At 53.2% G+C, this 18,048-nt stretch carries 16 protein-coding genes; 12 read left to right on the plus strand and 4 right to left on the minus strand.

What is annotated here, in order from left to right; genetic code table 11:
• Window positions 1-38: 38 nt before the first annotated feature.
• The 7 genes from ampG to LK04_RS14030 all read left to right on the plus strand — a co-directional run bounded on the left by ampG (window position 39) and on the right by LK04_RS14030 (window position 8,218).
• The gene (gene ampG / locus LK04_RS14000; RefSeq protein WP_039330051.1) at window positions 39-1,526 is read left to right on the plus strand and encodes a muropeptide MFS transporter AmpG; all 1,488 of its coding nucleotides are present in this window, start codon (window positions 39-41) and stop codon (window positions 1,524-1,526) included.
• 439 nt (window positions 1,527-1,965) lie between these two features.
• On the plus strand, window positions 1,966-2,892 hold the full coding sequence (gene cyoA / locus LK04_RS14005) for a cytochrome o ubiquinol oxidase subunit II (protein ID WP_039330050.1): 927 nt from the start codon (window positions 1,966-1,968) through the stop codon (window positions 2,890-2,892).
• A 4-nt stretch (window positions 2,893-2,896) separates the two neighbouring features.
• The gene (gene cyoB, locus LK04_RS14010) at window positions 2,897-4,879 is read left to right on the plus strand and encodes a cytochrome o ubiquinol oxidase subunit I (protein WP_039330047.1); all 1,983 of its coding nucleotides are present in this window, start codon (window positions 2,897-2,899) and stop codon (window positions 4,877-4,879) included.
• The gene (locus LK04_RS14015; RefSeq protein WP_038648564.1) at window positions 4,879-5,493 is read left to right on the plus strand and encodes a cytochrome o ubiquinol oxidase subunit III; all 615 of its coding nucleotides are present in this window, start codon (window positions 4,879-4,881) and stop codon (window positions 5,491-5,493) included. The genes cyoB and LK04_RS14015 overlap by 1 nt, the downstream gene beginning before the upstream one ends.
• Entirely contained in the window at window positions 5,493-5,822 is a 330-nt protein-coding gene (locus LK04_RS14020) for a cytochrome o ubiquinol oxidase subunit IV (protein ID WP_034828092.1), read from the plus strand. The genes LK04_RS14015 and LK04_RS14020 overlap by 1 nt, the downstream gene beginning before the upstream one ends.
• Before the next feature lie 13 nt (window positions 5,823-5,835).
• A complete protein-coding gene (gene cyoE / locus LK04_RS14025) occupies window positions 5,836-6,723 on the plus strand; it encodes a heme o synthase (RefSeq protein ID WP_039330043.1) in 888 nt (295 codons plus the stop codon).
• Window positions 6,724-6,853: 130 nt separating this feature from the next.
• Window positions 6,854-8,218 (plus strand): MFS transporter, encoded by a 1,365-nt coding sequence (locus tag LK04_RS14030; RefSeq protein ID WP_039330041.1) that lies wholly within the window; start codon window positions 6,854-6,856, stop codon window positions 8,216-8,218.
• A 109-nt stretch (window positions 8,219-8,327) separates the two neighbouring features.
• On the opposite strand, the gene adhP is transcribed toward LK04_RS14030, so the two are convergent.
• Window positions 8,328-9,368, minus strand: coding sequence for an alcohol dehydrogenase AdhP (adhP, locus tag LK04_RS14035; RefSeq protein ID WP_039330040.1), 1,041 nt, complete (start codon window positions 9,366-9,368; stop codon window positions 8,328-8,330).
• A 30-nt stretch (window positions 9,369-9,398) separates the two neighbouring features.
• The gene (locus tag LK04_RS14040) at window positions 9,399-10,919 is read right to left on the minus strand and encodes an aldehyde dehydrogenase family protein (RefSeq protein ID WP_039330038.1); all 1,521 of its coding nucleotides are present in this window, start codon (window positions 10,917-10,919) and stop codon (window positions 9,399-9,401) included.
• A gap of 291 nt (window positions 10,920-11,210) precedes the next feature.
• On the opposite strand from LK04_RS14040, the gene LK04_RS14045 reads away from it, so the two are divergent.
• Window positions 11,211-12,983 (plus strand): sigma-54-dependent Fis family transcriptional regulator, encoded by a 1,773-nt coding sequence (locus tag LK04_RS14045; protein ID WP_039330037.1) that lies wholly within the window; start codon window positions 11,211-11,213, stop codon window positions 12,981-12,983.
• On the opposite strand, the gene LK04_RS14050 is transcribed toward LK04_RS14045, so the two are convergent.
• Window positions 12,980-13,471, minus strand: a complete 492-nt coding sequence (locus tag LK04_RS14050; RefSeq protein ID WP_039330035.1) for a YajQ family cyclic di-GMP-binding protein — start codon at window positions 13,469-13,471, stop codon at window positions 12,980-12,982. The two genes, LK04_RS14045 and LK04_RS14050, sit on opposite strands and share 4 nt — an antisense overlap.
• A gap of 125 nt (window positions 13,472-13,596) precedes the next feature.
• Here LK04_RS14050 and panE point away from each other — a divergent pair, with 125 nt between their 5' ends.
• Complete coding sequence (gene panE, locus LK04_RS14055) at window positions 13,597-14,517, plus strand: 2-dehydropantoate 2-reductase (RefSeq protein WP_039330032.1); 921 nt, start codon at window positions 13,597-13,599, stop codon at window positions 14,515-14,517.
• Complete coding sequence (gene yajL / locus LK04_RS14060) at window positions 14,471-15,082, plus strand: protein deglycase YajL (protein WP_039330031.1); 612 nt, start codon at window positions 14,471-14,473, stop codon at window positions 15,080-15,082. Before panE ends, yajL begins: the two co-directional genes overlap by 47 nt.
• Window positions 15,083-15,204: 122 nt before the next feature.
• On the opposite strand, the gene thiI is transcribed toward yajL, so the two are convergent.
• Entirely contained in the window at window positions 15,205-16,653 is a 1,449-nt protein-coding gene (gene thiI / locus LK04_RS14065) for a tRNA uracil 4-sulfurtransferase ThiI (protein WP_039330030.1), read from the minus strand.
• Between the two features lie 235 nt (window positions 16,654-16,888).
• Between thiI and xseB the strand changes: the two genes are divergently transcribed.
• Window positions 16,889-17,131 (plus strand): exodeoxyribonuclease VII small subunit, encoded by a 243-nt coding sequence (xseB, locus tag LK04_RS14070; RefSeq protein ID WP_039330029.1) that lies wholly within the window; start codon window positions 16,889-16,891, stop codon window positions 17,129-17,131.
• The gene (gene ispA, locus LK04_RS14075) at window positions 17,131-18,030 is read left to right on the plus strand and encodes a (2E,6E)-farnesyl diphosphate synthase (protein ID WP_039330028.1); all 900 of its coding nucleotides are present in this window, start codon (window positions 17,131-17,133) and stop codon (window positions 18,028-18,030) included. The genes xseB and ispA overlap by 1 nt, the downstream gene beginning before the upstream one ends.
• The last annotated feature ends 18 nt before the right edge of the window (window positions 18,031-18,048 follow it).

Raw genomic sequence — 18,048 nt, forward strand, 5'->3', positions numbered from 1 at the left:
GCCCGGTCACTCTGGCCGGGCTTCATTTCAGGTTGGTTATGACTTCTCACTATCTACGCATTTTCACCCAACGTAACGCTGCCGTTTTGCTGTTGCTGGGGTTTGCCTCTGGCCTGCCGCTGGCACTGACAGCCGGTACTTTGCAGGCGTGGATGACCGTAGAGAACGTCGATTTGAAAACCATCGGTTTCTTCTCCCTTGTCGGCCAGGCTTATGTCTTTAAGTTCTTGTGGTCGCCGATGATGGATCGCTATACCCCGCCGTTTCTTGGACGTCGCCGTGGCTGGCTTTTGCTGACGCAGGTGGCGCTGATCGCGGGCATCGTTGCGATGGGCTTTATGCAACCTTCGCGTGATCTTACTCTGCTGGCCGCCTTAGCGGTGCTGGTGGCATTTTGCTCCGCCTCACAGGACATTGTTTTTGATGCCTGGAAAACCGACGTGCTGCCTCCCGAAGAGCGTGGCAGCGGCGCAGCGATTACTGTTCTGGGCTATCGCCTGGCGATGTTGATTTCCGGTGGCCTGGCGCTATGGATGGCGGATCGCTATCTCGGCTGGCAAGCCACCTACTGGTTAATGGCACTCCTGATGCTGCCCGGTCTGATCGCGACTCTTCTGGCGAAAGAGCCAGAGGTCCCTGCGCGTGAGCCTCATTCACTGCGCCAGGCCGTGACCTTCCCACTAAAAGATTTCTTTCTGCGCAATAACGCCTGGCTGCTGATTACTTTAATCATCCTTTATAAGCTGGGTGATGCCTTTGCCGCGTCACTCACTACCACGTTCCTGATTCGCGGCGTCGGCTTTAGCGCGGGTGATGTCGGCTTGGTCAACAAAACCCTCGGCCTGCTGGCGACGATTGTCGGCGCGCTCTACGGCGGTGTACTGATGCAACGCCTGACGCTGTTCCGGGCGCTGATGATTTTCGGCATTCTACAAGCCGTCTCCAACTTTGCGTATTGGCTGCTGGCTGTCACGCCACCACATTTATGGAGTATGGCGAGCGCGGTGTTTATCGAAAATCTGTGCGGTGGCATGGGCACGGCCGCCTTCGTGGCGCTATTAATGACGCTGTGCAACAAGTCCTTCTCCGCTACACAGTTCGCCTTACTCTCCGCACTTTCTGCGGTTGGCCGCGTCTACGTAGGCCCAGCCGCAGGCTGGCTGGTGGAATTATGGGGCTGGCCGACCTTCTATGCGTTCACCGTGTTTGCGGGTGTACCGGGCCTGCTGCTGCTGTGGGTCTGCCGTGGCACGTTACAAGCCATACAGCAAAACGGGGAATTTGTGATGCGCAGCCTCTGGCCGCAAGGCTATCGTTGGACAGTGCGCCTGTTCAGCGCGGGTTGTGGCTTACTGGTGCTCTGGCTGCTGGCTTTAGCGCTTAACGCCTCAGGTGTCTGGCATCTGGGAGAAGCCCTGACGCCGCTGTTTGAGGCAGGTATGGCTGTCGCGCTGGTTGCGGTAGCCTTGGGTGTCACACTGGATTGTCTGGCGTTGAGAAAAACGTCAGCACGCAATCTGAGTTAAGTGATCCTAATTTGCCAGCGCCTAAATATTTGGTTAAAAATTAACAACGAACTTATTTTAACGAATAGCATTTTTTTCATCGCGAAAAAGAAACATTAATTTAACAACCTCGGGAAATATTAAAATCCGGTGCGCAATTACTTTGTAGTAAACACGTCACCCAAATGATGCATAATTGTTAAATAAGTGGGCATAAAAAGTACGGTTTATGCTTTCCCTGTTTTTTCTGCGGTTTCTGTCATCTGTTTTTGTTATATTGACGCCAACTGCTTGTCGCAGTTAATAATTTGTCACCCCCCGCAACATCTGTGACACCCTTAGCAAAAGGTGTCAACAGCCTTCTGACACATCCTTAAGCTGGTTTACACTGCATAAACCTTCCCGTAAAATGCGCGCACACTTAAACGACAATAGAGCCCTTTGTCATTGAGGTCGTTAAATGAGACTCAGGAAATACAATAAAAGTTTGGGGATTTTGTCATTAATTGCAGGCGCTGTATTACTCAGTGGCTGCGATAGTGCGTTGTTAAATCCCAAAGGACAGATTGCACTGGAGCAACGTTCGTTGATTCTGACAGCTTTCGGCTTGATGATGATCGTAGTTATCCCGGCAGTCTTCATGGCGGTATTCTTTGCCTGGAAATATCGGGCAACAAATACTAATGCAACATATAGCCCTAACTGGTCACACTCTAATAAAGTGGAAGCCGTGGTCTGGACCATCCCGATCCTGATCATCATCTTCCTCGGTGTGCTAACCTGGAAATCGACTCACGCTTTAGAGCCAAGCAAACCGCTGGTCTCTGATGTGAAGCCGGTTGAAATTGATGTTGTCGCGCTGGACTGGAAATGGCTGTTTATCTACCCAGAACAGGGTATTGCGACGGTTAACCAGATTGCCTTCCCGGCAAACACTCCGGTTAACTTCAAGATCACCTCCAACTCCGTAATGAACTCCTTCTTTATTCCTACGCTCGGTAGCCAGATCTACGCCATGGCGGGCATGCAGACTAAACTGCACCTGATCGCCAATGAGCCAGGAACATTTGACGGTATCTCTGCGAACTTCAGCGGTCGCGGTTTCTCTGGCATGAAATTCAAAGCCATTGCAACCAAAGACGATGCGGAATTCCAGCAGTGGGTGGCTAAAGTTAAAGCAGCACCTAACGCGCTGACTACCATGGATGATTTCGAGAAACTGGCTGCGCCAAGCGAAAATCACCCAGTGGAATATTTCTCTACTGCGAATCCAGAACTGTTCAAGCAGGTTATTGATAAGTTCATGATGAGCCACGGGAAAATGGACATGTCAGAGCACAAAGGCATGGACATGAATCACGCCGCTGCTGCGGGAGCCGAGGAATAATACGATGTTCGGAAAATTAACACTGGATGCAGTGCCCTACCACGAACCCATTATCGTGGTTACGGTTGCCGCAATCATCTTAGGTGGTCTGGCACTGGTTGCCGCGATTACTTACTTTGGTAAGTGGCAATACCTGTGGTCAGAATGGTTTACCTCTATTGACCACAAAAAACTGGGTATCATGTACATCATCATGGCTTTCGTCATGCTGCTGCGCGGCTTTGCCGATGCGGTAATGATGCGTACCCAACAAGTCATGGCTTCCGCAGGTGAAGCCGGCATCTTACCACCGCACCACTACGACCAGATCTTCACCGCTCACGGCGTGATCATGATCTTCTTCGTAGCGATGCCTTTCGTGGTAGGTCTGATGAACATCGCGGTACCGCTGCAAATCGGTGCACGTGACGTTGCCTTCCCGTTCCTGAACAACCTGAGCTTCTGGTTTACCGCGATCGGTGTGATCCTGGTGAACATTTCTCTGGGTGTGGGCGAGTTCGCACAGACCGGCTGGCTGGCTTATCCGCCACTTTCGGGCGCGGAATACAGTCCTGGCGTCGGGGTCGATTACTGGATCTGGAGTCTCCAGCTTTCCGGTATCGGTACGACACTGACCGGTATCAACTTCTTCGTGACCATTCTGAAGATGCGTGCACCGGGCATGGACCTGTTCAAAATGCCTGTATTCACCTGGGCATCACTGTGTACTAACGTCCTGATCATCGCTGCGTTCCCGGTACTGACCGTTACGCTGGCACTGTTGACACTTGACCGTTACCTCGGCTTCCATTTCTTCACCAATGAAATGGGCGGTAACATGATGATGTACGTCAACCTGATTTGGGTCTGGGGTCACCCGGAAGTATACATCCTGGTTCTGCCGGTCTTCGGTGTGTTCGCGGAAGTCACTGCGACCTTCTCGAAAAAGCGTCTGTTTGGTTACACCTCTCTGGTGTGGGCGACCATCGCCATTACCGTTCTGTCGTTCATCGTTTGGCTGCACCACTTCTTCACCATGGGTGCCGGTGCGAACGTTAACGCCTTCTTCGGTATCATGACGATGATCATCGCGATTCCGACCGGCGTGAAAATCTTCAACTGGCTGTTCACCATGTATCAGGGTCGCGTTGAGTTCCACTCAGCGATGCTGTGGACCATCGGCTTCCTGGTCACCTTCTCTATCGGTGGTATGACAGGTGTTCTGCTGGCGGTTCCAGGTGCAGACTTCATTCTGCATAACAGCCTGTTCCTGATTGCTCACTTCCATAACGTCATTATCGGTGGTGTGGTGTTCGGTTGTATGGCAGGTGTGACCTACTGGTTCCCGAAAGCATTCGGCTTCACCCTGAACGAAAAATGGGGTATCCGCGCCTTCTGGTTCTGGATCATCGGTTTCTTCGTTGCCTTCATGCCGCTGTACGCGCTGGGCTTCATGGGTATGACTCGTCGTATCAGCCAGGACATCGATCCTCAGTTCCACTCACTGCTGGTGGTTGCAGCAGGCGGTGCGGCACTGATTGCATGCGGTATCCTGTGCCAGATTACCCAGTTCTACGTTTCTGTGCGTGACCGCGACCAGAACCGCGATCTGACCGGTGACCCGTGGGGCGGTCGTACGCTGGAGTGGGCAACCTCTTCACCGCCACCGTTCTACAACTTTGCTGTTATCCCTCATATCCACGAGCGTGATGCGTTCTGGGAAATGAAAGAAAAAGGCGAAGCCTACAAGCAACCAGAAAAATATGAAGAAATTCATATGCCGAAAAACAGCGGCGCAGCCCTGATTATCGCAGCATTCATGACCGTATTTGGTTTCGCGATGATCTGGCACATCTGGTGGCTGGCTGGCCTTACCTTCCTGGCCACAATTGTGACCTGGATTGTGAAGAGCTTCGATGAAGACGTGGATTACTACGTTCCGGTTGCTGAAGTTGAGCAAATCGAGAAGAAGCACTTTGACGAAATCAGCAAAGCAGGTCTGAAATAATGTCAACTGAAACTGCAAAACACCACCACGACGCTCATGCGGAGCATGGGCATCACGATGCAGGAGCCAATAAAGTCTTTGGCTTCTGGATCTACCTGATGAGTGACTGCATTATCTTCGCAACCCTGTTTGCGACCTATGCAGTTATGGTCAATAACACTGCCGGTGGCCCGGCAGGTAAAGACATCTTTGAACTGCCGTTTGTGCTGGTTGAAACCGCGCTGCTGCTGCTCAGCTCCATTACTTATGGAATGGCAGTGATTGCGATGAACAACCAGAACAAGGGTTCGGTCATCAGCTGGTTGGCATTGACCTTCCTGTTCGGTGCCGGATTCATCGGTATGGAAATCTATGAATTCCATCACCTGATTCTGGAAGGCTTTGGTCCTGACCGCAGTGGCTTCTTGTCAGCGTTCTTCACGCTGGTCGGTACCCACGGTCTGCACGTGACCTCTGGCCTGATCTGGATGGCAGTGATGATGTTCCAGATCTCTAAACGTGGTCTGACTGCAACCAACCGCACCCGTATCATGTGCCTGAGCTTGTTCTGGCACTTCCTGGATGTGGTGTGGATTTGCGTATTCACCGTTGTCTATCTGATGGGAGCCATGTAATGAGTCATTCAGTTAACGAACATGGCGCTTCTCACGGTAGCGTGAAGTCCTACATGATCGGCTTCATCCTCTCTATCATCCTGACCGGTATTCCGTTCTGGATGGTAATGGATGGCGGCGCATCACACGGCACAATTCTGGGTGTGGTTCTGGTGTGTGCAGTGGTTCAGGTGCTGGTGCACCTGGTCTACTTCCTGCACTTAGACAGCAAGTCAGAAGGTGGCTGGAACATGGTGGCGATTGTCTTCTCAGCACTCATTATATTGATTGTTGTCGTCGGCTCACTGTGGATCATGTGGAACCTCAACTACAACATGATGGCCGACTAAAGAGTCACACGTAATGATTAAGCAATACCTGCAAGTAACAAAACCAGGAATTATTTTCGGCAATTTAATTTCTGTGATCGGTGGATTCCTGCTGGCCTCCAAGGGCAGCATTGATTACACCCTGTTTCTCTATTCGCTGGTGGGCGTATCACTGGTTGTCGCATCAGGTTGTGTCTTCAACAACGTGATTGACCGTGATATCGACATCAAGATGGAGAGAACGCGGAACCGTGTTCTGGTCAAAGGCCTGATCTCGGCGAAAGTAAGCCTGGTTTATGCAACCGCATTGGGTATTGCTGGCTTTGCGCTGCTGTATTTCGGTGCTAATCCGCTGGCCATGTGGCTGGCGGTGATGGGCTTCGTGGTGTACGTCGGCATTTACAGCCTCTACATGAAGCGTAATTCCGTCTACGGCACACTGATTGGTAGCCTTTCTGGCGCAGCGCCGCCAGTGATTGGCTACTGCGCAGTCACCAACCAGTTTGATGCTGGCGCCTTGATCTTACTGGCTATCTTTAGCCTGTGGCAGATGCCGCACTCGTACGCGATTGCGATCTTCCGCTTCAAAGATTATCAGGCTGCCAACATTCCGGTTCTGCCGGTGGTGAAAGGCATTTCGGTCGCTAAAAATCATATTACGCTGTATATCCTGGCGTTTATGATTGCGACCCTGATGCTGACACTTGGCGGTTATGCCGGCTACAAGTATCTGGTGGTTGCTGCGGCAGTGAGCGTATGGTGGCTTGGCATGGCACTTTCAGGATACAAAACCTCAAACGATAAAGTTTGGGCGCGTAAACTGTTCGTGTTCTCTATTGTCGCTATCACTGCACTGAGCGTGATGATGTCGGTTGATTTCATGACACCGGCCTCAAAAGACTTACTGACGTACGTCTGGTAATACAGCTCCGCAAATCCAGAAAGGGCGCGAATTTCGCGCCCTTTCTTTTTGTTACCACTGCTTAAGAACAAATGTTTTACCCGCCCTACCCTGCTGCCTAAAATGGGCGCAGCTTAATTTTGAGGTAAACATGAACGACAATAAAATGACGCCAGTAGAGCTTCGGGCTACATGGGGTTTAGGTACAGTATTTTCCCTGCGCATGTTGGGGATGTTTATGGTCCTGCCAGTACTCACCACCTATGGCATGGCGTTGCAGGGAGCCAGTGAAACCTTAATTGGTCTGGCAATTGGTATCTATGGTCTGGCACAAGCCGTGTTTCAGATTCCGTTTGGTCTGCTCTCCGATCGTGTCGGCCGTAAGCCGCTCATCGTTGGCGGATTACTGCTCTTTGTTCTCGGTAGCGTCATTGCTGCCATGACCACCTCCATCTGGGGAGTGATTCTTGGCCGTGCGCTGCAAGGCTCAGGCGCGATTGCCGCGGCTGTCATGGCGTTGCTTTCCGACCTTACCCGTGAGCAGAACCGCACCAAAGCGATGGCGTTTATCGGTATCAGCTTCGGCGTGACCTTTGCTATTGCAATGGTTGTCGGCCCGATCGTCACCCATGCGCTGGGCTTACATGCGTTGTTCTGGATGATTGCCATCCTTGCCACACTCGGCATCGTGATTACGCTGCTGGTGGTGCCCAATGCGCCAAATCACGTATTGAACCGTGAATCAGGCATGGTCAAAGGCAGCATCCGCGCGGTACTCGCCAATCCAAAGCTTCTAAAGCTGAACATCGGCATTCTCTGCCTGCACATTTTGCTGATGTCGAGCTTTGTCGCCCTGCCGGGTCAGTTTGAGCAAGCCGGCCTTCCGGCTTCTGAGCACTGGAAAATTTATCTGGTGACGATGCTGGTGGCGTTTGTGGCTGTGGTGCCCTTCATAATTTATGCCGAAGTCAAACGCCGCATGAAACGTGTGTTTGTCGGCTGTGTTGCCATGATCCTGATCGCGGAAATTGTACTCTGGGGTGCAGAGGGTCATTTCTGGACGCTGGTGATTGGCGTACAGCTGTTCTTCCTTGCCTTTAATCTGATGGAAGCGATTCTGCCCTCTCTGATCAGTAAAGAGTCACCGCCAGGCTATAAAGGGACCGCGATGGGGATTTACTCCACCAGCCAGTTTATTGGTGTGGCGATTGGCGGCAGCATGGGCGGCTGGATCTTTGGCCACTTTGATGCGCAGACGGTATTTCTGGTGGGTGCGATTGTGGCAGCAGCGTGGCTGTTTGTGGCGATGTCGATGCAGGAGCCACCCTATGTCAGCAGTCTGCGTATGGTGTTAAGTGATAACGTGTTAGCAGTCCCTAACCTGGAGAAGCGTCTGAAAGCACAACCGGGGGTTTCTTCGGTGTTTATCGTGCCGGAAGAGAAGAGCGCGTACATCAAAATAGACAGTAAAGTGACGAGCCGCGTCGAAATCGAAGCGCTGCTCGCCAGCTGTTAATTCGCGATAAAACAAACCGAAGCGGCGCAATTTATTACGCGATAAATCGCGCCGCTTCGGTTAAATGGCATCACGATAGCGACATCGGGATGCCAGAGCATGCCAATCCTTACAACGACATATCCACCACAATACGTCCTTCAATCTTGCCAGCGTGCATACGAGCAAAGATATCGTTGATATTGACCAGTGGTTCGACCGCGACGTTCGCTTTCACCTTATGACGACCCGCGAAATCCAACGCTTCCTGCAAATCTTTACGCGTGCCAACAATTGAACCACGCACTGTAATACCATCCAGCACCATATCGAAGATCGACAGGTCGAATTTACCCGGTGGCAGACCATTCAGCACCATGGTCCCGCCGCGACGCATGGTACCAATCGCTTGTTCGAAGGCCTTAGGCGAAACCGCCGTTACCAGCACGCCGTGTGCGCCGCCAAAACTTTCCTGGAACACTTTCGCAGGATCAACGTTCTTCGCATTGGCCACCACGCTGGCACCCAAGCGCTTAGCAAACGCCAGCTTCTCATCGTCGATATCAACCGCAGCGACATTCAGCCCCATCGCCACCGCGTACTGCACCGCCATATGCCCTAAGCCACCGATGCCCGATACCACTACCCAATCACCCGGTTTGGTGTCGGTCATTTTCAGGCCTTTGTAAACCGTCACACCGGCGCAGAGAATGGGCGCGATTTCGTTGTAATCGATATTTTCCGGGATAATGCCAACGTAGTTAGCATCTGCCAGGCAGTATTCCGCGAAGCTGCCGTTCACTGAATAACCCGCGTTCTGCTGCGATAAACACAGCGTTTCCCAACTATCAAGACAGTGCTCACAGTGGCCACAAGCTGAATACAGCCATGGCACGCCCACTCGGTCGCCCAGTTTGAGATGTTTCACGCCCTCACCCAGCGCCACCACCTGGCCGACACCTTCGTGGCCCGGAATGAAAGGTGGGTTGGGCTTGATGGGCCAGTCACCCTCTGCAGCATGCAGGTCGGTATGGCACACGCCGGTAGCAGCGATTTTCACCAAAATCTGGCCCGGCCCGACTTGTGGAACCGGCACTTGTTCAATCACTAACGGCTCGCCGAAGGCTTTGACGACAGCAGCTTTCATGGTGGTTTTGATTTGCATATTCATCGTTCTCTCTCCATTTGATCGGATGCGGACTTAGAACAAGCCCAAAGGCGCAGTGCCATAGCTGACCAGCAGATTTTTGGTTTGTTGATAGGCGCTCAGCGCCATTTTGTGGGTCTCGCGTCCCACGCCCGATTGCTTATAGCCACCGAATGCCGCGTGTGCAGGATAGATGTGATAGCAGTTGGTCCAGACGCGACCCGCTTTGATACCACGCCCCATTCGGTACGCCAGATTGGTGTCTCTGGTCCACACACCTGCACCAAGACCAAACTGGGTTTCATTGGCAATCGCCAAAGCTTCCGCTTCGTCTTTAAAGGTGGTGATACCAATCACCGGTCCAAAAATCTCTTCCTGGAAACAACGCATCTGGTTAGTGCCTTTGATCAGGGTTGGCTGAATATAAAATCCGTTATCCAGCTCTGCGGCGACGCTGGCGCGATCGCCTCCTGTTAGAATTTGCCCGCCTTCGTCACGGGCAATGTTGATATATGACAGTATTTTGTCGAATTGCTGACGTGAGGCCTGCGCACCGATCATGGTGTCGGTATCCAGCGGATCGCCGCGGCGAATGTTGGCGACTTTGTCCATCACGCGTGCCATAAACGGCTCATAGATGGATTCATGGATCAAGGCACGGGACGGACAGGTACAGACTTCGCCCTGATTGAAGAAGCCCAACACCAACCCTTCCACGGCTTTTTCGATAAAGTCCGATTCACCGTCCATCACGTCGGCAAAGTAAATATTGGGTGATTTGCCGCCCAACTCTACCGTGCAGGGAATGATGTTCTCTGCCGCGCAAGCCATGATATGGCGCCCGACAGGCGTTGAACCGGTGAAGGCGATCTTGGCAATACGTTTGCTGGTTGCCAGTGCTTCACCGGCTTCGCGGCCAAAACCTTGCACCACGTTCAGTACGCCCGCCGGGAACAGATCGCCAATTAACTCCATCAACAAGGTGATCGCCAGCGGCGTTTGCTCTGCAGGCTTTAGCACCACGCAGTTGCCTGCCGCCAGCGCCGGTGCCAGTTTCCAGGCGGCCATCAACAGCGGGAAGTTCCAGGGAATGATTTGGCCCACCACGCCCAGTGGCTCGTGGAAATGATAAGCCACTGTGGTTTCATCAATCTCTGCGGTACTGCCTTCCTGTGCACGCAGGCAGCCTGCAAAATAGCGGAAGTGATCCACCGCCAGCGGTAAATCCGCATTCAGGGTTTCTCGAATCGGTTTTCCGTTATCCCAACTTTCCGCGACGGAGAGCATTTCGAGATTGGCTTCAATGCAGTCGGCCACCTTCAACAGCAGGTTGGCACGATGTTGTACGCTGGTTTTTCCCCAGGCGTCAGCGGCCTGATGAGCAGCGTCCAGTGCTAAATCGATATCGCGTGCATCCGAACGCGGAAATTTCGCAATATCGCTGCCATCAACTGGCGAGGTGTTAGTGAAATACTGGCCGCTGAGAGGCTCTGTGAATTTGCCCGCAATAAAATTACCGTAGGTCGCTTTGAAGGTCACCAAAGCGCCGGGCGTACCGGGATGTGCATAACGCATCGCAAACTCCTTCATGTAGGGTCAGGTCTTATAAGCTGGCAGCGGCAACCTGTGGGTCAACAGATTGAACAGCCCGCTGCCGTGATGACTATTGCAGCGGACGTGCCAGTTTTTTTCAGCTTGCGAAAATTTAAAAAATCGTTATATCTATCATCGCGTTATAAAACCAATAGCCCTTTTAATCGCGCGGGTTCTGACAGTTAAAATCCTCATCTGTGTTGCGTATCGCAACACCACAGAAACCGAACCGCTACAATGTCGCAACACTTTCGCTTAGGCATGAGGTTACCAATGCAGGGAAATTCAGCCGCGTCTGCCGTTCATACCAATCCGCTCTTGAGCGACTCCTGGTTCCGTAGCCAGCTGTATGGTCTCGACCGCACCGCCGATGATTTTCCGCGCGTTCGCCAGGGCGAACTGGCCGATGTGCTTGCCAGTAATGCTGGCTTACAACAGTTCGCGCAGCCGGTGATCAAACAACTGGCGCAGAAACTGGCCGAGAAACAGTCAGTATTGATCCTCTCTGATGCGACCGGGCTGGTGCTGAATACTTTTGGCGATATGCAATCGATGGAGAAAGCGCAACGCTTTGCCCTAGCGCCAGGCAATCTGTGGAGTGAATGTGGACGCGGCACCAACGCCATTGGCACTGCACTCGCAATTAATGATGGCTGTGAGATCGACGGTCATCAGCACTTCCTTACCCTCAATCAAGACCTGTATTGCGCAGCGATGCCGCTGCAGATGCCCAATGGACAGATTGCGGGCGTTTTGGACATTTCTGGCCCAGCGCACTTCCCTCACCCGCAAACCTTCCAGTGGGTGCAGGCCGCCGCGAAGCAGATCGAATATTTGTGGGTTAAGCAGAGCCTGCATCCGCAACAGTGGCTGATGAGCCTGCATGTCGAACCACAGGGCATTGATACCAGCGATGAGTTGCTGCTGGTGTTTTCCGATAACGTGCTGACGGCCGCCAACCGCATTGCGATGCGGGAGTTGGCACTGAGCGCCGAGCAACTGGGTACGCTAACGTTTCAACAACTGTTTCCGCAGCTAGAACAGCAGGCAAATAGCATCCCGCTGCCGATCGATTATGCCCAGCAACACTATTATTTCCGCCTGCGCGCGCCCCATCGCCAGCACTTTGCGACACCGAGTGAACCCGCCGTCGATCTGCCCTTCTCATTACGCCGTGATGGCGAAAAAATGGTGCGCCTGATGAATGCGGGTGTTTCACTCTGTATTCACGGAGAAACCGGCAGCGGCAAAGAGTATGTGAGCCGTGCGCTGCACCAGCAAAGCCGCTGGCGTGACGGTAAATTTGTCGCGATCAACTGTGCGGCCATCCCCGAAGCGTTAATCGAGTCGGAGCTGTTTGGTTATCAGCCCGGTGCCTTTACCGGCGCCAGCAAAAATGGCTACATCGGTAAAATCCGCGAGGCCGATGGCGGCGTGCTGTTCCTGGATGAGATCGGCGATATGCCGCTGTCGTTGCAAACCCGTCTGCTGCGCGTGCTGCAGGAGAAAGAAGTGGCGCCACTCGGGTCCAGCCGCAGTTGGCCGGTGAACTTTGCCGTGATTTGCGCCACGCACCGTGATTTAGCGCAGCGAGTGGCTGAAGGCGAATTCCGCGAGGATCTGTTGTACCGCCTGCAGGAATTTTCCATGACCATCCCACCGCTGCGAGCCTGGCCAGACGTTCAGGGCTTTATCAGTCGGTTGTGGATTGAACTGGGCGGTGCTGAACGTGATATTCAACTTTCCCCCGCCTTACTGGAATCGCTGGCGCAGTTGCCCTGGCCGGGAAATGTACGTCAGCTGCGCAGTTTGTTGCGCGTGCTGTTGGCGTTAGCCGATGAAGGCGAAGAGGTAACGGATGTGCATTTACCGGCCGAATACCGCCGGGCAGCAATAATGCCCATCGAAGATCGTCAAAGCCATGATGAACGCTTGATTAGCGAAACGCTGCAGCGCTTCAACGGCAATATCAGTAAAACAGCAGAAGCATTAGGCGTCGCGCGCAGCACGCTCTATCGTCGTGCGGCACGCGACAAACGCGATTAATCGCGGAAGTTTTTGAACTGGAATGGCTGACCGAGGTTGCCGCCGCGCACCAGCGCCATGGCACCTTGCAGGTCATCACGTGATTTTCCGGTCACGCGCAGTTCTTCACCCTGAATTTGCGTCTGCACCTTCAACTTGCTGTCTTTGATCAGCTTGACCAGCTTTTTAGCGATATCGCTTTCGATACCTTTTTTCAGCTTGGCTTCCACGCTCCAGCTTTTACCGCTGTGAATGATCTCTTCTGGCACTTCAATCGCTGCGCCTTCAATACCGCGTTTCAGCAGCTTCTCGCGCAAAATATCCACCAGCTGTTTAACCTGAAAATCAGATTCGCTGGTGATTTTGATGGACTCATTCTTTTCGTTGAGCTCAATGGAAGCGCTCACGTTGCGGAAATCGAAACGGGTTGAGATCTCACGGTTGGCATTCTCCACCGCATTACGCACTTCCGGCAGTTCGACTTCGGAAACGATATCGAAAGATGGCATCTTTTCTTCTCCTGATACTAAAGTGACATGCATAATACGCGTCTTATGGCGCTAATTAAACACGATACGCGGAAAGCTATACTTAACGATGTCGTGAAATTGAGAACCCCTCAGCGGGAGGCAAAATGAAAATTACCGTGTTGGGTTGCGGCGCCCTGGGTCAGATTTGGCTCGCCGCTCTCGCACGCCAGGGACATGAGGTTCAGGGCTGGTTGCGCGTGCCGCAACCCTACTGCTCGGTAAACGTGATCGATCCCCAAGGCAACGCCAGCAATCACACGTTCATTGCCAACGATCCGCTGTTTCTTGCTGAAAGCCAGCTGCTGCTGGTGACACTGAAAGCGCCGCAGGTTTCTCCGGCGGTGAAGAACCTGCAAAGTGTGTTGCCGGCACATGCGCCGATTCTATTACTGCATAACGGTATGGGCACGCTGGAAGAACTCAAAGAGCTGCCACAGCCCCTGTTGCGGGGGATTACCACCCACGCCGCAATGCGCGATGGCACGGTCATCAAACATGTGGCATACGGTATAACTCATATCGGCCCCACCAGTCGCGAAAGCGCCTCACTGAGCGATCTCGCTGATATCCTGCATCAGGCGCTGCCTGACGTGGCCTGGCATGACAACATTGCTTCCGCCAGCTGGCGCAAACTGGCGGTGAATTGCGTGATCAATCCGCTCACCGTTGAGCATGATTGCCAGAATGGTGCTCTGCGCGCCTGGCCAGAGCAGATTGCCACGCTGTGTGAAGAGATCGCCTGGGTGATGGAGCGCGAGGGCCAGCACATCGCGGTCGATAACCTGCGCGACATCATTTATGACGTCATTGACAGCACCGCGGGCAATACCTCCTCGATGTTGCAGGACGTGCGCGCGCAGCGTCTGACCGAAATTGATTACATCACCGGCTACCTGCTGCGCCGCGCCCGCGCGCAGGGGATTACCCTGCCGGAGAACACCCGTTTGTACGACCTGATTAAACGCAAGGAGTCCCAATATGAGCGCGAACGCATCGGTTCTGGTTTGCCTGGCACATGGCAGTGAAGAGATCGAAGCCGTTACCACCCTCGATCTGCTGGTACGCGGCGGTATCAGCGTCACCACTGCCAGCGTAGAGAGCGACGGCACGTGCGAGATTGTTTGCTCACGCGGTGTGCGCCTGCTGGCGGATGCGCCTTTGGTCGAAGTGGCCGATAACGATTATGACGCCATCGTCTTGCCAGGCGGCCTGAAAGGCGCGGAGACATTTCGTGACAGCCCACTGCTGGTGGAAACGGTACGTCAATTTCACCTCGCTGGAAAAATTGTTGCGGCTATCTGCGCTGCACCGGGCACAGTGCTTATTCCACACGACCTGTTTCCGGTAGGAAACATGACGGGTTTTCCCGGATTGCGTGACACCATCCCCGATAAACACTGGATGGATCGCCGCGTGGCCTGGGACCCGCGCGTCAACCTGTTAACCAGCCAGGGGCCGGGCACTTCGATGGATTTTGCGCTAAAACTGATTGATTTGTTGGTGGATAAAGAGAAAGCGCGTGATGTGGCGTCACAGCTGGTGCTGGCGGCAGGGATTTATAATTATCAGGAATTTGAAGAGCGTGAATAACAGCGTTGTGACGCAGTAAAACGGACATAAGGGTAGCGGCGCAATTCATTGCGCATGTCACAGCGGCAAGGTGCCGGATGCAACACGCGCGATAAATCGCGCCGCTACTTGATCTATCGCCGTTACGGGCGATAAACCTTCACATTTTTAAAGCCCTGCTCATGCAGATACAGCGCCTGTAAACGGCTCATCACGCCACGATCGCAATACAGCAGCCAGGTTTTCGCCTGATCCAAATCGCCAAACTGGGTACTCAGCTTGTAGAACGGCAGTGATTTCACGTCCACGCCTTCTACCTGCAAGGGCGAGGCTTCCTGCTCATCCACCGAACGGATATCCAGCACCACGTCGTTGGCCGTGAATGAAGCCACAGTCTCCACTTCAACCACTTCTTCCTGGGCCTTTTCGGCAATTTCACGGATATCGACGTTGGTGGCTTCCTGCACCATGCGATTGAGGATCTCAAAATCGAAGTTCTGTTCTTCCGCTTCGATCTTCGCCTTCACCGCTTTCACCGTTGGGCTTTTAGAGATCACACCACAATATTCCGGCATGGTTTTGGCAAAATCTTCGGTACCGATTTTGCGCGCCAGATCGATGATGTGCTCTTTATCGTGCGAAATCAGCGGGCGCAGAATCAAAGTATCAGAGGCGTTATCAATAAGACGCAGGTTGGTCAGCGTCTGGCTCGACACCTGGCCCAGCGCTTCACCGGTCACCAGTGCCTGCACGCCGTAACGCTCAGCGACCATCGAGGCCGCACGTACCATCATACGTTTCAGCACCACGCCCATCTGGCCGTCATCGACTTTTTCCAGAATCTCACCGACCACCGGTTCAAAGTTGATCGCCACAAAGCGCACGCGATGTGAGCGGCCAAAACGCTGCCACAAATAGTGTGCCACCTGACGTACGCCAATTTCATGCGCGGCGCCGCCAAGGTTAAAGAAGCAGTAATGCACGCGGCAACCACGACGCATCAGCATATAGCTGGACACACCGGAATCGAAGCCACCGGAGATCAGCGACAGCACATCTTCTTGCGTGCCAATAGGGAAACCACCCAGCCCGGCATAACGCCCAGTAATCAGCAGCAGACGATCGTCTTCAATCTCCAGATTCACCGTCACGTCCGGGTGATTCAACTGCACGCGGGCCGTTTCAATGTGCTGATTAAGACCACCACCAACGTAACGCTCCACATCAATTGAGCTGAAGCTGTGTTTGCCGCGGCGCTTAACGCGCACACAGAAGCTTTTGCCCTCAAGACGTTCGCGATTGAGCGCCAGCGTCTGCTCAAAGATATCGTGCATGTCGGTATAAGGCTGATCTTCCACCGCCAACACATGATGAATACCGGGAATACGCGTCAGCTCATCAATAACCACATCACGCAAGGATTCCTTCTTCGCGCGGACTTCGATGTGATCCCAGTGGCGCACCACGGCGATCTCTTCGTCGACCGTACGCAGCGTGTTACGGATGTTGCCGGTCAAAATCTTGATAAAACGCAGACGCACCGACTGACTTTTGATGGTGATTTCTGGGAAGAGCTTGATGATAAACTTCATGAGGATACTGGTTCGTTTGGGCAAATAAGTGCTAAAAGCATCGGCACTTAGCTGTTAAGATCATATAATTACGGGTTAAGCAAAAGCACCCGCATCCGAGGCGCAAAAGTATACCACCTTTGTGATGCGACTGCTTCAAGCAACCGTCATCACATTCATTAATTTGCTAATTAATCCTCGTCGGCTACCATGACCGATTGCAAGATGATTCCCAACCTGTGAGTCGACACTGAATATGCCGAAAAAAGCCGAAGCGCCAGCCAGTTTTGAAAGCGCATTACAGCAACTGGAACAGATTGTTAGCCGTCTGGAGAGTGGTGAATTACCGCTTGAAGAGGCGCTAAACGAATTCGAACGCGGCGTTCAACTGGCTCGTACTGGTCAGCAAACCCTGCAACAGGCTGAGCAGCGCGTACAGATCCTGCTCAGCGATGACAAAGATGCCGCGCTGGCACCGTTCACGCCGGAAAATGAGTAATGGATTTCGCTAAATTACTGAACGCGTACCATGAACGCGTCAATCTGGCGTTGACGCGCTTAATAGATCCACTTCCTTTTCAGAGTTCTCCTCTGGTGCAAGCGATGCAATATGGGGCACTATTAGGCGGTAAGCGTTTGCGCCCCTTTTTAGTGTACGCCACGGGGGAGATGCTGAAGGCCGATACGGCCAGTCTGGATGTACCGGCAGCTGCCGTGGAATGCATTCATGCCTACTCTCTGATTCATGATGATCTGCCGGCGATGGATGACGATGCGTTACGCCGCGGGCAGCCAACCTGCCATATCAAATATGGTGAAGACACGGCCATTCTCGCCGGTGATGCTTTGCAAACCCTGGCATTTTCGATTCTGGCCGATCAACCTATGCCGGGCGTCAGCGCGGAAGCGCGTATTGCTATGATATCTGAACTGGCTCAGGCCAGCGGCGTCGCGGGGATGTGCGGCGGACAAGCGCTGGATCTGGCTGCAGAAGGCAAAAGCGTCAACTTAGCGCAGCTTGAACAGATTCATCGTCACAAAACCGGCGCGTTGATTCGCGCAGCAGTGCGTCTTGGCGCCTTGGCTGCAGGCGAACGTGGCCGTGCCGCCCTGCCGGTTTTAGATACCTACGCCAACGCCATCGGACTGGCGTTTCAGGTGCAGGATGACATTCTGGATGTGGTCGGCGACACCGCGGTGTTAGGCAAAACCCAGGGTGCGGATCAGGCATTAGGTAAAAGCACCTATCCGGCGCTGATGGGGCTGGAAAACGCTCGCAGTAAGGCCTGGGATCTTTATCAGGAAGCGATTGGCGCGCTGGATATTCTGGCGGAGCAGTCCTATAACACCATCGCCTTGCAAGCACTGGCAAGCTTCATAATTGAACGCGATAAATAACTTTCATAATGAGTCTCT

Source organism: Pantoea vagans, from assembly GCF_001506165.1.
Taxonomy (GTDB): Bacteria; Pseudomonadota; Gammaproteobacteria; order Enterobacterales; family Enterobacteriaceae; genus Pantoea; species Pantoea vagans_C.

What these genes read in the sequence shown, in the direction of transcription:
- ampG (WP_039330051.1), top strand. Translation starts at nt 39, where the DNA reads ATGACTTCTCACTATCTACGCATTTTCACCCAACGTAACGCTGCCGTT.
- cyoA (WP_039330050.1), top strand. Translation starts at nt 1,966, where the DNA reads ATGAGACTCAGGAAATACAATAAAAGTTTGGGGATTTTGTCATTAATT.
- cyoB (WP_039330047.1), top strand. Translation starts at nt 2,897, where the DNA reads ATGTTCGGAAAATTAACACTGGATGCAGTGCCCTACCACGAACCCATT.
- LK04_RS14015 (WP_038648564.1), top strand. Translation starts at nt 4,879, where the DNA reads ATGTCAACTGAAACTGCAAAACACCACCACGACGCTCATGCGGAGCAT.
- LK04_RS14020 (WP_034828092.1), top strand. Translation starts at nt 5,493, where the DNA reads ATGAGTCATTCAGTTAACGAACATGGCGCTTCTCACGGTAGCGTGAAG.
- cyoE (WP_039330043.1), top strand. Translation starts at nt 5,836, where the DNA reads ATGATTAAGCAATACCTGCAAGTAACAAAACCAGGAATTATTTTCGGC.
- LK04_RS14030 (WP_039330041.1), top strand. Translation starts at nt 6,854, where the DNA reads ATGAACGACAATAAAATGACGCCAGTAGAGCTTCGGGCTACATGGGGT.
- adhP (WP_039330040.1), bottom strand. Translation starts at nt 9,368, where the DNA reads ATGAATATGCAAATCAAAACCACCATGAAAGCTGCTGTCGTCAAAGCC.
- LK04_RS14040 (WP_039330038.1), bottom strand. Translation starts at nt 10,919, where the DNA reads ATGCGTTATGCACATCCCGGTACGCCCGGCGCTTTGGTGACCTTCAAA.
- LK04_RS14045 (WP_039330037.1), top strand. Translation starts at nt 11,211, where the DNA reads ATGCAGGGAAATTCAGCCGCGTCTGCCGTTCATACCAATCCGCTCTTG.
- LK04_RS14050 (WP_039330035.1), bottom strand. Translation starts at nt 13,471, where the DNA reads ATGCCATCTTTCGATATCGTTTCCGAAGTCGAACTGCCGGAAGTGCGT.
- panE (WP_039330032.1), top strand. Translation starts at nt 13,597, where the DNA reads ATGAAAATTACCGTGTTGGGTTGCGGCGCCCTGGGTCAGATTTGGCTC.
- yajL (WP_039330031.1), top strand. Translation starts at nt 14,471, where the DNA reads ATGAGCGCGAACGCATCGGTTCTGGTTTGCCTGGCACATGGCAGTGAA.
- thiI (WP_039330030.1), bottom strand. Translation starts at nt 16,653, where the DNA reads ATGAAGTTTATCATCAAGCTCTTCCCAGAAATCACCATCAAAAGTCAG.
- xseB (WP_039330029.1), top strand. Translation starts at nt 16,889, where the DNA reads ATGCCGAAAAAAGCCGAAGCGCCAGCCAGTTTTGAAAGCGCATTACAG.
- ispA (WP_039330028.1), top strand. Translation starts at nt 17,131, where the DNA reads ATGGATTTCGCTAAATTACTGAACGCGTACCATGAACGCGTCAATCTG.